The sequence below is a fragment of the Kitasatospora sp. NPDC050463 genome (genome assembly GCF_040655255.1).
Taxonomy (GTDB): Bacteria; Actinomycetota; Actinomycetes; order Streptomycetales; family Streptomycetaceae; genus Kitasatospora.
Genome location: NZ_JBFAJO010000017.1, coordinates 1 through 13663, shown reverse-complemented (window position 1 = coordinate 13663; position 13663 = coordinate 1). Strand labels below are relative to the sequence as shown.

Annotated in this window: 14 protein-coding genes; 11 read left to right on the top strand and 3 right to left on the bottom strand. The window is 73.4% G+C overall.

What is annotated here, in order from left to right:
- Nucleotides 1-15 precede the first annotated feature (15 nt).
- Together AB0J08_RS13320 and AB0J08_RS13315 are read right to left on the bottom strand one after the other, a co-directional pair.
- A complete protein-coding gene (locus tag AB0J08_RS13320; protein ID WP_360631703.1) occupies nucleotides 16-693 on the bottom strand; it encodes a uracil-DNA glycosylase in 678 nt (225 codons plus the stop codon).
- 150 nt (nucleotides 694-843) lie between these two features.
- Nucleotides 844-1935: an amidohydrolase family protein gene (locus tag AB0J08_RS13315; RefSeq protein WP_360631700.1), complete on the bottom strand. Its 1092-nt coding sequence runs from the start codon at nucleotides 1933-1935 to the stop codon at nucleotides 844-846.
- 122 nt (nucleotides 1936-2057) lie between these two features.
- Between AB0J08_RS13315 and AB0J08_RS13310 the strand changes: the two genes are divergently transcribed.
- Complete coding sequence (locus tag AB0J08_RS13310) at nucleotides 2058-3158, top strand: aminotransferase class V-fold PLP-dependent enzyme (protein ID WP_360631697.1); 1101 nt, start codon at nucleotides 2058-2060, stop codon at nucleotides 3156-3158.
- A 154-nt stretch (nucleotides 3159-3312) separates the two neighbouring features.
- Nucleotides 3313-4911 (top strand): phosphonate degradation HD-domain oxygenase, encoded by a 1599-nt coding sequence (locus AB0J08_RS13305; RefSeq protein ID WP_360631694.1) that lies wholly within the window; start codon nucleotides 3313-3315, stop codon nucleotides 4909-4911.
- Between the two features lie 106 nt (nucleotides 4912-5017).
- Here the strand turns inward: AB0J08_RS13305 and AB0J08_RS13300 are convergent, their stop codons facing one another.
- Nucleotides 5018-5818 (bottom strand): GntR family transcriptional regulator, encoded by an 801-nt coding sequence (locus AB0J08_RS13300; protein ID WP_360632022.1) that lies wholly within the window; start codon nucleotides 5816-5818, stop codon nucleotides 5018-5020.
- Nucleotides 5819-6159: 341 nt separating this feature from the next.
- Between AB0J08_RS13300 and AB0J08_RS13295 the strand changes: the two genes are divergently transcribed.
- The 9 genes from AB0J08_RS13295 to AB0J08_RS13255 form a co-directional block, all read left to right on the top strand.
- Complete coding sequence (locus AB0J08_RS13295) at nucleotides 6160-7332, top strand: ABC transporter substrate-binding protein (RefSeq protein ID WP_360631691.1); 1173 nt, start codon at nucleotides 6160-6162, stop codon at nucleotides 7330-7332.
- 38 nt (nucleotides 7333-7370) lie between these two features.
- Nucleotides 7371-8336, top strand: a complete 966-nt coding sequence (locus tag AB0J08_RS13290; protein WP_360631688.1) for an ABC transporter permease subunit — start codon at nucleotides 7371-7373, stop codon at nucleotides 8334-8336.
- The gene (locus AB0J08_RS13285) at nucleotides 8324-9172 is read left to right on the top strand and encodes an ABC transporter permease subunit (protein WP_360631685.1); all 849 of its coding nucleotides are present in this window, start codon (nucleotides 8324-8326) and stop codon (nucleotides 9170-9172) included. The genes AB0J08_RS13290 and AB0J08_RS13285 overlap by 13 nt, the downstream gene beginning before the upstream one ends.
- Nucleotides 9173-9194: 22 nt before the next feature.
- Nucleotides 9195-10280, top strand: a complete 1086-nt coding sequence (locus AB0J08_RS13280) for an ABC transporter ATP-binding protein (RefSeq protein WP_360631682.1) — start codon at nucleotides 9195-9197, stop codon at nucleotides 10278-10280.
- 35 nt (nucleotides 10281-10315) lie between these two features.
- Nucleotides 10316-10990, top strand: coding sequence for an HAD family phosphatase (locus tag AB0J08_RS13275; protein WP_360631680.1), 675 nt, complete (start codon nucleotides 10316-10318; stop codon nucleotides 10988-10990).
- 6 nt (nucleotides 10991-10996) lie between these two features.
- Nucleotides 10997-11317: a multidrug efflux SMR transporter gene (locus AB0J08_RS13270; RefSeq protein WP_360631677.1), complete on the top strand. Its 321-nt coding sequence runs from the start codon at nucleotides 10997-10999 to the stop codon at nucleotides 11315-11317.
- Between the two features lie 30 nt (nucleotides 11318-11347).
- Nucleotides 11348-11671, top strand: a complete 324-nt coding sequence (locus AB0J08_RS13265; protein WP_360631674.1) for a hypothetical protein — start codon at nucleotides 11348-11350, stop codon at nucleotides 11669-11671.
- Between the two features lie 365 nt (nucleotides 11672-12036).
- On the top strand, nucleotides 12037-13458 hold the full coding sequence (locus AB0J08_RS13260) for an endonuclease/exonuclease/phosphatase family protein (RefSeq protein ID WP_360631671.1): 1422 nt from the start codon (nucleotides 12037-12039) through the stop codon (nucleotides 13456-13458).
- Nucleotides 13459-13471: 13 nt separating this feature from the next.
- Nucleotides 13472-13663 (top strand): alkaline phosphatase family protein (locus AB0J08_RS13255; protein WP_360631668.1); only part of this gene is annotated, 192 nt, incomplete at its 3' end.

The following is a 13663-nucleotide window of genomic DNA, read 5'->3' as shown; positions in this document are numbered from 1 at the left end:
ATCGCTCCTGGAGCCTTACGGCAGTCGCCAGTCCACCGGCTGGGCGCCCTGCGCCACCAGCAGCTCGTTCGCCCGGCTGAACGGCCGCGAGCCGAAGAAGCCGCCGTTCGCCGAGTACGGGCTCGGGTGGGCGGACTCGACCGCCGGTACCTCGCCCAGCAGCGGGCGCAGATTGCGGGCGTCGCGCCCCCAGAGGATCGCCACCAGCGGGCCGCCGCGGGCCACCAGGGCGCGGATCGCCTGCTCGGTGACCTCCTCCCAGCCCTTGCCGCGGTGCGCGGCGGGCTTGCGCGGCGCGGTGGTCAGGGCCCGGTTCAGCAGCAGGACGCCCTGCTGCGTCCACGGCGTGAGGTCCCCGTTGGACGGCTGCGGCAGCCCGAGGTCGTTCCCGTACTCCTGGAAGATGTTGATCAGGCTGGCCGGGATCGGCCGCACCTCCGGCCCGACCGAGAAGCTCAGCCCGACGGCGTGCCCGGGCGTCGGGTACGGGTCCTGCCCGACGATCAGCACCCGCACGTCGGCGAGGGGCTGCTGGAAGGCGCGCAGGACGTTCGGCCCGGAGGGCAGGTACGTACGGCCGGCGGCCAGCTCGGCGCGGAGGAAGTCGCCCATGGCGGCAACCTGGCCGGCGACCGGCTCCAGTGCGGTGGCCCAGCCGGGCTCGACGATCTCGTTCAGTGGACGCGGTGCCATGGGCGCCACCCTATCGGCCTACCCGGACAGGCCGTTCATCCGGATGATCATCACAACGACCCCCGGGAAACCACCGGCCCGCCGACTCACCGACTCACCGGCCCAGCGCCGCGGCGGCCACCGGAAACGCTCCGCGCACCGCCGCGCCGCTCAGCCCACCGGCTGCCCGCGCAGCACCACCAGCCGCGGGTCCGCGAGCACCCGGACGTCCACGCGCGGGTCCTCGTCGTACACCACGAAGTCGGCCGGAGCGCCCTCCTCCAGTCCCGGGCGGCCGAGCCACCGCCGTGCTCCCCAGCTGGCCGCCGACAGCGCCTCGGCGGGGCTGAGCCCGGCCTTCACCAGCTCGGCGACCTCCTCGGCCACCAGCCCGTGGGCGAGCGAGCCGCCCGCGTCCGTCCCGACGAAGATCGGGATGCCCGCGTCGTGCGCGGCCCCGACGGTGTCGTAGCGGCGCTCGTGCAGCCGGCGCATGTGCGCGGCCCAGGCCGGGAACTTGGCCTCGCCGCCGGCCGCCAGGGTCGGGAAGGTGGCGATGTTGACGAGGGTCGGGACGATCGCGACGCCGCGCTCGGCGAAGGCCGGGATCAGCTCCTCGGTCAGCCCGGTGGCGTGCTCGACGCAGTCGATGCCGGCCGCCAGCAGGTCGGGCAGCGACTCGGCCGCGAAGCAGTGCGCGGTGACCCGCGCGCCCTCCTCGTGCGCCGCCGCGATCGCCCCGGCCAGCGCGTCGCCGGGCCAGCAGGCGGCGAGGTCGCCGGTGCCGCGGTCGATCCAGTCGCCGACCAGCTTCACCCAGCCGTCTCCGCGCCGGGCCTCGGCCCGGACGTAGGCGGCGAGGTCGCCGGGCTCGATCTCGTGCGCGTAGTTGCGGATGTAGCGGCGGGTGCGGGCGATGTGCCGGCCGGCCCGGATGATCCGGGGCAGGTCGTCCCGGTCGTCGATCCACCGGGTGTCCGCGGCCGAGCCGGCGTCGCGGATCAGCAGGGTACCGGCGTCACGGTCGGTCACCGCCTGCTTCTCGCTGGTGGCGGCGTCGACGGCGCCGTGCGCGTCCAGCCCGACGTGACAGTGCGCGTCCACCAGACCGGGCAGCACCCAGCCGGTCACCGTGCGGACGTCGCCGGCCGCCGCCGGGCGGTCGAAGGCCACCCGGCCGTCCACCACCCAGAGTTCGTCCCGGACGTCCTCCGGACCGACCAGCACCCGGCCCCTGACGTGCAGCACCGCACCATCGCTCATGGCTCGCACTCTACCGAGCAGGGCCTTCCTTGTAAGCAGGGGGAATGAGGCAGACTCGGTCCCGTCCGAACCGCCTCCCGGCGTCTCCTCCCCCGCTGTTCACCGAAAGGCCGGCCGCCACCGTGAGCCCCTTCCTCGACCTTCCTCCGCTCAGCGCCGCCGCCTTCGCGGCGATCGAGGACCAGGTCGCCGCGCTGCTGCACACCACCGCCGATGTGATCGTGACCCAGGGTGAGGCGCTGCTGCCGCTGGAGGCCGCGATCCGCAGCGCCGCGCACCCGGGCTCCACCGCGCTGAACATCGTCACCGGCCCGTACGGCCAGACCTTCGGCAACTGGCTGCGCGACTGCGGGGCGACGGTCGTGGACCTCGCGGTGCCGTTCGACAGCGCGGTCACCGCCGGGCAGGTCGCCGAGGCGCTGGCGGCCGACCCGGCGATCGACTTCGTCTCCCTGGTGCACGCCGAGGCCGCCACCGGCAACACCAACCCGGTCGCCGAGATCGCCGCCGTCGTCCGCGAGCACGGCGCGCTGCTGATGCTGGACGCCGTCGCCTCGGTGGCCGCCGAGCCACTGCTGACCGACGCGTGGGGCATCGACCTCTGTGTGATCGGCGGGCAGAAGGCGATGGGCGGCCCGGCCGGCGTCTCCGCCGTCTCGGTCTCCGAGCGCGCCTGGGAGCGGATCGCCGCCAACCCGGCCGCGCCGCGCCGTTCCTACCTCTCGCTGCTGGACTGGAAGGAGCGCTGGACCGACGCCGGGCGCACCGTGCTCCCGCACGCCCCGGCCCAGTTGGAGATGCTGGCGCTCGGCGCCTGCCTGGACCGGATCGCCGCGGACGGCCTGCCCACCGTGATCGCCCGCCACCGCGCCGCCGCCGCGGCGACCCGCGCGGGTGTCCGCGTCCTGGGCACCGTCACCCCGTTCGTCCCGGACGACGCGCACGCCGCGCCGGTCGCCACCACCCTGCGCACCCCCGCCGGCCTGTCCGCCGCCGGACTCGCCGCCGACCTGCTCCGCCGCGATCCGGCGCTGCCCGTCCAGCCCGGCGGCGGCGCGCTGGCCACCCGGATGCTGCGCGTCAACCACTACGGCACCGCGGCCTCACCCGACACCGTCCACGCGACCCTCACCGCCCTGGCCGCCGCCCTCGGCACCGACCCGGCAGCCGCCCTCAAGGCGGCGGACACCGCGTGGGAGACGGCGGGTCACTCCCCCCGGTGACGAAGAGCGTCGCCCTCACCGACCCCTCGGGAGCTTCTGTTCCCGAGGGGTTCACCGTTTCGCCACCCGGATCTCACCACCGCCCGCAAGGCTCCTCTCAGCGCGAAGTTGGCTATACAACTTGGCCGCCAATCGCCCCGCCGAGGAGGAGCCCATGACCGCCCACCCGCCGCCCTACTGGCTGCGCGACAACTGCCCCTGCGCCGAGTGCCGGGACCAGCGCAACGGGCAGAAGCTGTTCCAGATCACCGACCTGCCGGCCGACCTCGCGGTCGCCGCCCACACCGAGGCCGACGGGCACCTGGAGGTGCTCTGGTCGGACGGCCACCGGTCGCGCTACCCGCTGGAGTGGCTGGCGCGGGAGGCGGACGGCGACGGGCGCACGGAGGCGGAGAAGCGGCTCTGGGTCGCGGCCGACTTCCGGCACGGGATCCCGCAGGCCCGGTGGGCGGCGTACCTGGCCGACCCGGCCGAGCGGGCGGCGGTACTCGGGGCCGTCCGGCGCTCGGGGTTCGCGGTGCTGCGCGGGGTACCGGCGGTCGAGCGGCAGGTGCTCAAGGTGGCCGGGACCTTCGGGTACGTCCGGGTCACCAACTACGGCGAGCTGTTCGACGTCCGGGTCGAGCCGGATCCGAACAACCTGGCCTTCACCAGCGCCGCGATCGCCCCGCACAGCGACAACCCGTACCGGGACCCGGTGCCCACCCTGCAACTGCTGCACTGCCTGGAGAACTCCGCCACCGGCGGCGACTCCGGCCTGGTGGACGGCTTCAAGGCGGCCGCGCTGTTGCGCGCGGAGGCGCCCGGGGACTTCGCGGTGCTGACCGGTACGCCCGTGCCCTTCGTCTTCCGCGACCGCGGCACCGAACTGCGCGCCGACCGGCCGCTGATCGAGGTGGACGCGCTCGGCCGGATCCGCGAGGTGCGGTTCAACAACCGGTCGATCGGCACCCTGCGCGCGCCCGCCGAGGAGCTGGACGCCTTCTACGCCGCCTACCGCCGGTTCGCCGCGATCACCCTGCGCCCCGAACTCCGCCTGGACTTCCGGCTCGACCCGGGCGACTGCCTGATCTTCGACAACGTCCGGCTGCTGCACGCCCGGACGGCCTTCGAGCAGGACGGCTCGCGCCACCTCCAGGGCTGCTACGCGGACCTCGACTCACTCTCCTCCACCCTCGCGGTGCTGGAGCGCCGCGCCGCCGCGCTGGACACGATCGCCGAGCTGTTCACGGGCGAGGGCGCCGGCGAGTACCTGGGCGAGGCGGTCACCATGGCCGAGCACATGCTGCAGGCGGGTGCGCTGGCGCAGGCCGCCGGGGCGGCCCCGGAGCTGGTCGCGGCCGCCCTGCTGCACGACCTCGGCCACTTCTTCGACCAGCACGGTCACGGCACCCTGCACGGAAGGGACCTGATGCGGGGTCAGGACAACCGGCACAGCGACACCGGCGCCGCCTGGCTGGCGCGGTGGTTCGGCCCGGAGGTCACCGAGCCGGTCCGGCTGCACGTGGCCGCCAAGCGCTACCTGTGCGCGGTCGAGCCCGGCTACCGCGAGCGGCTCTCGGAGGCCTCGGAGTACACCCTCCAGGTGCAGGGCGGCCCGATGAGCGAGGAGCAGGCGGCCGCGTTCGCGGCCCTGCCCGGCGCGGCCGACGCCGTCGCGGTGCGCCGCTGGGACGAGCGGGCCAAGGAGGCGGACGCCGTGACGCCGGGGTTCGAGCACTTCCGTCCGCTGCTGGCGGCCCTGATGCGCTAGCCGGACACGACCCGGTCCGCAAGGCGTGGCCCCTCGCACCGGGGCCGCCGCGCACCGGACCGGAGTGGGAAGTCGGCCGGTCCGACTTCCCACTCCTGCGGTGGAGTCAGTCGCCCTCCCGCGCATGCCGCGAAAGGGCCGACGTGGCCAGCGAGTTGTGCACGCTGAAGGCCACCGTGCCGGGCAGGTAGCGGTCCTGGGACCACTCCACCGGCATACCGGCCGGGTCGGTGGTCCTGCGCCGCTCGCGCAGCAGCGGGCTTCCCCGGCGGCAGCCGAGCAGCCGGGCGTCCTCCGCGTTGGCGGCGACGATGTCGATGGTGTGGTCCGCGTCCGTGAACAGGATGCCGTGTTCGCGCAGGACTTCGGTGTGCGAGACCACGTCGGCCGGCAGCTGGGCGACGATCTCGCCGACCCGGGGCGGGTAGACCGTCCGCTCGACCATCACCGGCGCCCCGGCGAGCGTGCGCAGCCGGACCGTCACGTACACCTCCGACCCGGGCTCCAGGCGCAGTTGCTCGCGCTCGGCCGCGTCGGCCGGCCGGCGGACCAGCGAGTCCAGGATGCCGCCGGGCTCCTCCCCCATCGAGTAGGCCCAGTGCGTGAAGCTGAGCAGCTCGGAGAAGCTCTGCACCCGGGCGGTGCCCAGCACCACCCGGCGGGTGCCGCGCCGGGAGGTGACCAGCCCGTCCGAGCGCAGCACGGCGAGCGCCTGGCGGACGGTGCCGCGCGAGACGCCGTACTGCTCGGCCAGCGCGCCCTCGGCGGGCAGCCGGCCGGCCTCGCCGAACGCACCCGTGGTGATCGCCTCGCGCAGATCGGCGGCGACCTTGCGGTAGAGCGCACCGGCGGCGCGGTCCTGGCCGGGCGCGGCGGGGGCCGCGGGGCGGTCGGGCTCCAGTGCCACGTCAGTCAATGTCCCTCCTGGGGCGGTGTCCTGCGCAGCCGTACCGGCCCGGACAGTCCGACTTTATCCCGCTGCGCCGTCGAAGCATCGCACTCGGCCGATCGCGCCCCGAGGGCCTGATTCGACCGTTCCCGCAGCCGACCCCGGTTCTGGGCCATCCGTTCACCTTCCCGTCACCGGACTCCGGCGTACTTACCCCCGTCAGGCGAAGTTGGCTAGTCAACTCGGACGGTTTCGAACGGCCGGTCGCCCGACCTCCCCTTACGAAGAAGCCTCTCCCGCGAGACGCACCCCCGCGAAACGCGCTCCTCGCAGTACGCCCCCGATCAGGAGACTGACCCGTGACCGTGCACCGTGCCCGCGCCGCCGCCTTCGCGGCCGTACTGACCGCCGCCGCGCTCTCCCTCACCGCCTGCGGCTCCGCCGGTTCGACCGCCCCGAAGTCCGGTGACGCCGCCAAGGCCGGCGCCAAGGACGCCAAGGACGCCACCTCGCTCGCCGACTTCGGCGGTCTGGACGGCCTCGTCGCCGCCGCCAAGAAGGAGGGCAAGCTGCACGTCATCACGCTGCCCAGGGACTGGGCGAACTACGGCAAGATCATGGACTCGTTCAAGGCCAAGTACGGCATCGAGATCGAGGACGAGAACCCGGACGGCTCCAGCCAGGACGAGATCAACGCGATCACCTCCCGCAAGGGCCAGGACCGCGCCCCCGACGTCGTCGACCTCGGCAGCGCCTTCGCGCTCCAGGCGGTCAAGGACGGCCTGCTCGCCCCCTACAAGGTGGCCACCTTCGACAAGGTCGCGGACACCATGAAGGACGCCAACGGCGCCGCCGTCAACGACTACGGCGGCTACATCTCGATCGGCTGCGACGCCAAGAAGATCGCCAACTGCCCGAAGACCTTCGCCGACCTGCTCAAGCCCGAGTACAAGGGCCAGGTCGCCCTGAACGGCAACCCGACCAAGTCCGGCTCCGCCTTCGGCGGCGTCTACGCGGCCGCGCTGGCCAACGGCGGCTCGCTGGACAACATCCAGCCCGGCATCGACTTCTTCGGGAAGCTGAAGTCCTCCGGCAACTTCAACCCGGTCGAGTCCACCCCCGCCACCATCGAGAAGGGCGAGACCCCGATCTCGATCGACTGGTCCTACCTGAACGCCGGCTACAGCGACCAGTTCAAGGACAAGGGCGTCGACTGGAAGGTCTCCGTCCCCGCCGACGGCAGCTACGCCCAGTTCTACAACCAGGGCGTCAACAAGTGGGCCCCGCACCCGGCGGCCGCCCGCCTGTGGCAGGAGTACCTGTTCAGCACCGAGGGCCAGAACCTCTTCCTCGGCGGCTACGCCACCCCCGCCACCTTCGAGGCCCTGAAGAAGGACGGCACGCTGGACGCCGCGGCCGCCGCCAAGCTGCCCGCCGTCGAGAAGCCGTTCACCACCTTCCCGACCCAGGACCAGATCACGGCCGCCAAGAAGGTCGTCACCGAGAACTGGACCAAGGCCATCGCAGGCTGACGGCCGGCCGCAGCGACCCGAACGGGCTGATCCCACTCATGACCACGGCTCCCACCCCGGTGCCGACCACCCCCGCCGCCACCGACCCCGGTGGCGGCGCGGGGGCGTCCCGCACCGCCACGACCACCACCCCCACCCCCCGCCGGCCCCGTGCGCCCCGCCTGCGCGGCGGCTCCTGGCTCGCCACCGTGCCGCTGTTCCTCTTCTTCGCGATCGGCTTCGGCCTGCCCGCCGTCGCGATCGTGATCGGCGCCTTCACCACCTCCAGCGACGCGGACGGCGGTGCCGGCCAGTTCACCTTCGACAACGTCACCGCCTCCCTCCAGGGCGCGTACTGGACGGCGATGGTCAGCAGCCTCAAGCTCTCCGCGCTGACCGCGCTGCTCTCCACCGTGATCGGCCTGCCGATCGCGCAGGCCGTGGTGACCTCCCGGCACACCTGGCTGCGCCAGGCCGTGCTGACCGCCTCCGGCGTCCTCGCCAACTTCGGCGGTCTGCCGCTCGCCTTCGCCTTCGTCGCCACCCTCGGCAACGCCGGTGAGATCACCAAGCTGCTCCACCTGACCGACCACGGCTGGTCGCTCTACACCTTCACCGGCCTGACGATCGTCTACCTGTACTTCCTCGTCCCGCTGATGGTGCTCACCATCACGCCGGCCCTGGACGGCCTGCGGGTGCAGTGGCGCGAGGCGGCCCACAACAACCGGGCCACCACCGTCCAGTACTGGCGCCACGTCGCGCTGCCGATCCTGCTGCCCTCCCTGCTCGGCGGCTTCGTCCTGCTCTTCGGCAGCGCCTTCGCCGCGTACGCCACCGCCGCGGCCATGGTCGGCGCGACCGTGCCGCTGATCAGCCGTTCGATCGCGGACGCGCTCTCCGGCAACGTGCTGGTCGGCCAGGGCAACCTCGCGCTCGCCCTCAGCCTCAACATGATCGTGGTGGCCGTCCTGGTGATGGCCGTGTACCTCCCCCTCCAGCGCCGGAGCGCCCGATGGCTCAGCTGACCTCCGCCCGCCCCTCCTCGCCGCGCCGCAAGGTGCGCTGGTGGCGCGGCGCCGTCCTGCTGCTCGCGGGCGTCTACTTCGTCGTCCCGCTGGCCGCCGCCGGCTACTTCTCGATCGACGAACCCCGGGGCTACTCCTTCGAGGCGTACACCGGTCTGCTCGGTGCCCCCGGCTTCCTGGACAGTCTGTGGCTCACCCTGCGGCTCGCCGTCGTCACCGTCCTGGTGCTGCTGCTCCTGCTGGTGCCGGCGCTGATCGCGGTACGGCTCGGCTCTCCGAAGCTGCGCCCGGTGATCGACGTGCTCTGCACCCTGCCGCTGGTCGTCCCGCCGGTCGCGCTGACCGCCGGCATGATCGGGGTGCTGCGCTGGGGCCCGGACTACCTGATGGACACCCCGTTCTTCCAGACCTTCGTGTTCGTCCAGGACCCGGGCTTCCCGCTGGTCCTGGTGATCGCCTACGTGCTGATGGCGCTGCCGCTCGCCTACCGGGCGATCGACGCCGGTCTGCGCGCGGTGGACCTGCGCACCCTGGTCGAGGCCGCCCGCAACTGCGGCGCGAGCTGGCCGCGCGCGGTGTTCACCGTCGTGCTGCCCAACCTGCGCGGCGCGCTGCTGAACGCCTCCTTCCTCACCCTGGCCCTGGTCCTCGGCGAGTTCACCGCCGCCTCGATCCTCGGCTACCAGCCCTTCCCGGTGTGGATCTACTCGGTCGGCAACAGCCAGGCCCACATGTCGGTCGCGGTCTCCATCCTGAGCCTGCTGATCACCTGGCTGCTGCTGCTCCTGCTGGCCACCGTCGGCCGCGAGCGCCGCCACAAGACCACCACTTCCTGAAGCCCCCGGAGCGATCCCCATCATGACCACGGTTACCGCCCCCGTCGCCGGCGTCCCCCTCGCACCCGGCGGCGCGACCGTCGAATTCCGTGCCCTGCGCCGCTCGTTCGGCGCCACCACCGCCCTGGACGGCCTCGACCTGACCGTCCATCCCGGTGAACTGCTCGCCCTGCTCGGCCCGTCCGGCTGCGGCAAGACGACCGCGCTGCGCATCCTGGCCGGCTTCGAGCAGCACGACTCCGGCCAGGTGCTGGTGGACGGCGAGGACATCACCCGCATCCCCGCGCACCGGCGCGACGCGGGCATGGTCTTCCAGTCCTACAGCCTCTTCCCGCACCTCACCGCCGCCGACAACGTCGCCTTCGGGATGCGGATGCGCGGCACGGGCAAGGCCGAGCGCCGCAGGCGCGCCCAGGAGCTGCTGGAGCTGGTCGGCCTGCCGCAGCACGCCGACCGCTACCCGCACCAGCTGTCCGGCGGCCAGCAGCAGCGCATCGCGCTCGCCCGCGCGCTGGCCCTGCAGCCGCGCGTGCTGCTGCTCGACGAGCCGCTGTCCGCACTGGACGCCAAGGTCCGCCTCTCGCTGCGCGAGGAGATCCGCCGCCTGCAGCAGGAGCTGGGGATCACCACCCTGTTCGTCACCCACGACCAGGAGGAGGCGCTCTCGATGGCCGACCGGGTCGCCGTGCTGCGCGCGGGCCGGCTGGAGCAGTGCGCCACCCCGTCCGAGCTGTACGCCCGCCCGGCCACCGCCTTCGTCGCCGAGTTCGTCGGCACCATGAGCCGCATCCCGTGCCACCGCTCCGGCGACGGCGTGGCGACGCTCGGCCGCCGGTACGAGGTCGACGGCACGGTTCCCTCGGGCGGCGAACTCGACGTGCTGGTCCGGCCCGAGAACGTGTCGCTGGCCCCGGCCCCGGACGGCCAGGCCCTGGTGGTCTCGGCCTCGTTCCTGGGCGCCGTCACCCGGCTGACCGTCCGGCTCGACGACGGCACCGAGGTCAAGGCCGACCTGCCGACCGAGGCGGCCGCCGCCCTGCCGATCGGCTCGCGTGCCGCGCTCACCCTCCCGGACCGCCCGGTCCTGGTGGACCGCCGTACCGTCTGAAGCGCCATCTCCCAGGAACCACCGAAGGTACCGCCATGCCTGCATCCGCCCTGCCCGCCGCCGTCCTCTTCGACATGGACGGCACCCTGGTCGACACCGAACACCTCTGGTGGCAGACCGCAGCCGAGCTCGCCGACGAGCTGCACCACCCGCTCACCGACCAGGACGCCCCCGAGGTGCTCGGCCGGGCCATCGAGCACACCGCCGCCCACCTGCACAAGGTCAGCGGCACCGCACTGAGCGAGGCCGAACTCGCCGACCGCCTCGGCGACTCCTTCGCCGGCAAGGTCGCCGCCGCCACCGTCCCCCGGCCGGGCGCGCTCGCCCTGCTCGCCGAACTCCGGGACGCCCGGGTGCCCACCGCGCTGGTGTCCGCCTCGCCGCGCCGGGTGGTCGACCTCGTCCTGGCCGCGATCGGCCGCGACTGGTTCGCCGTCACCCTCGCCTCCGAGGACACCGCGCGCACCAAGCCCGCGCCCGACCCGTACCTCGCCGCCGCCGCGCGGCTCGGCCTGGACCCGGCGGACTGCGTGGCCGTCGAGGACACCCCGACCGGCGTCGCCTCGGCCACCGCCGCGGGCTGCGCGGTGCTCGCCGTCCCGTCGAGCGCCACGCCCATCCCCGACGGGCCGCGCGTCACCCTGCTGGACAGCCTGGTGCACGCCGATCTCGCGCTGCTGGGGAAGCTCGGCGCCCGGCCCGGGGTTTGACCCCCCATGCCCTACCTTCTCCTCGCCCTGGCGATACTCAGCGAAGTCTGCGCCACCAGCTGCCTGAAGCTGACCGAGGGCTTCAGCCGGCTGTGGCCGAGCGTGGGCGTGGCGATCGGCTACGTGCTCTCGTTCGTGCTGCTCGGCCGGGCCCTGAAGCACATCCCGGTGTCGGTCGCGTACGCGGTCTGGTCCGGCGCCGGGACGGCCGCGGTGGCCGGCATCGGCGTGGTCGTCTTCGGCGAGTCGCTGGGCCGGTTCCAGTGGCTGGGGATCGCCCTGGTGATCGTCGGTGTGGTGGTCCTCAATCTGAGGAGCAGCCACTGAGCCGGGCCCCGGCGTGCGATCATCCCGGACATGCTGACTTTCGAAACCCTGGTGGCATGGCTGCAGACGCGGTACGGGTGGCAACGACCCGAGCGGCGGATCTCTGATCTCGGCTTCGCGTACTCGGTCAACACCCAACCGGACGCGTACCTGGACGGCGACCAGGGGGCGATGACCTGGGGCAACGGCCCGGTCATCGTGCTCAAGCGCACCGGGGCCGTCTGGCCACTGGGCTCCGGCCCGGTCTTCCTCCCGCTGTTCCAGGCCCGCACCGAGGCCGAGTTCGAGCAGGCGGTGACGACGGCGATGCCCGGCGTCGACCCGCAGCGGCCGCACGAGGTCATCCCCTTCTGAGGGCCGGGGAACCCGGAGCAGGAAGTTCGTCCTGTCCACGGAGAAGACTGTGTGTCTCGGGTTACCCGAGGGTCGAGCGCCGGGCGACGGACCCCACCGCCGGGCCCGCCTCCCTGTTGCGCGACGACGGCCACCTCCCCGCAGCAGACCTGGAGACGATCTGACCGCGCCACTGCGCGCACACGACGGACGTCATCGGTGGAGTGATCCCCTGTCGTTCGTCAACGACCAAGACTCAACGGTGAGTTGTCCATCCTTCTGGCGTTCGGTCATGTCTCGTTCACGCCGCGTATGTCGCCCTTCGGGTCAATAGGGCGTCTAGTTGTTCAGCCAACTAGCCGCTCTCCCCGACTCGAAGGACCCTCGTGGCCACAGGCAGCTCCCTCACCCTCGCCTCGCCCGTCAGCCCCGTCGAAGGCGACAGGCTCACCTTCCACTGGAGCACCGACGCCCCGGACGCCAAGAACTGGGTCGGCGTCTACGACGGCACCCGCCGGCCCGGCACCGGCAGCTCGCTGCTCTGGAAGTACACCCCCGGCACCTCGGGTGACGTCCAGCTCGACACCTCCGCCCTCACCGGCGGCCCCTACACCGCGTACCTGCTCGCCAAGGACGGCTACGGCGTCCTGGCGCAGACCGCCCCCTTCACCTTCCGCTCCAGGCCCGCGCCCGTCCGCCCGCACCTCGCCGTGGACGCGCTCACCGCGACGGCCGTGGCTCCCGGTGGCGCCGTCTCCGTCAAGCTCGGCGGCCTCTGGTGCCGCCCGGCCGGCGTCCCGACCTTTCGCAAGGTCGGCGGACCGGCCTGGCTCGCCGTCGCCGCCGACGGCACCGTGACCGGTACCGCGCCCGCCGGCCTCGGCGAGGTACAGCTCCTCGTCGGTGTCAAGGACACCGCCGGCGTCACCGACGCCCTCACCCTCACCGTCCCGGTCATCGACCCGGCCGCCACCGCCCCTCGGCTCAAGACCGCCAGCTGGAACCTCGCCAACGCGGGCACCGCCTTCACCGACGCCCTGGAGAAGCAGCTGCGCACCGTGCTCACCCAGGGCCTGGACGTGCTGGCCCTCCAGGAGACCGTCGGCACCGCCGCCCAGAGCCTGGCCACCGCGCTCGGCTGGTACGCCTACCAGAGCGCGGGCAGCGTCGGCATCCTCAGCCGGTACCCGCTCACCGCCGTCACCCCGGTCACGGCCGCGCTGCCCGCCGCCGGGGCCACCCTCCAGCTCCCCGGAGGCCGGAGCGTCCGGTTCTGGGCCGCGCATCTGGACGAGGCGGACTACGGCCCGTACGCCGCCCAGGACGGCCGGAGCGCCGCGCAGATCACGGCCACCGAGAACGCCTCCGTCCGGCTCCAGCAGGCCAGGGCCCTCGCCACCGCCGTCCAGGCGGACATCACCGCCGGCCGCGCGGTCGTCCTGGGCGCCGACCTCGCCTCGCCGTCCCACCTGGACTGGACGGCGGCCACCGCCGGCCTGCACAGCGGTGTCGGCCCGCTCGACTGGCCGGTCACGGTGGCCCTCCGGGGCGCCGGACTGACCGACTCCTACCGCAGCGCCCACCCGGACCCTCTGGCCTCGCCGGGCGCCACCTGGTCGCCGACCCGCAAGCAGCGCGCCACCAAGCCCGAACCCCAGGACCGCATCGCCGCCGTGCACTTCGCCGGCCCGCTCACCCTGGTCGAGGCCCACACCCTCGTCACCGGCTGGCCCCAGCCGGACCCGGGCGCCGCCGGCAACGGCTGGCCCTCGGACTGCGCCGCCGCCGTCGCCACCTTCCAGCTCTGAGAGGCCGCTCCCGATGACCGCACTTTCCCGCCGTACCTTCGTCGGCGCCACCGCGGCCGCCGGCGCCGCCGCGCTCACCGGCCTCCCCGCCACCACCGCGAGGGCCGCGACCACCGGCAGCATCGCCGACGTCAAGCACGTCGTGGTGCTGATGCAGGAGAACCGCAGCTTCGACCACTACTTCGGCGCCCTGAACGGCGTCCGC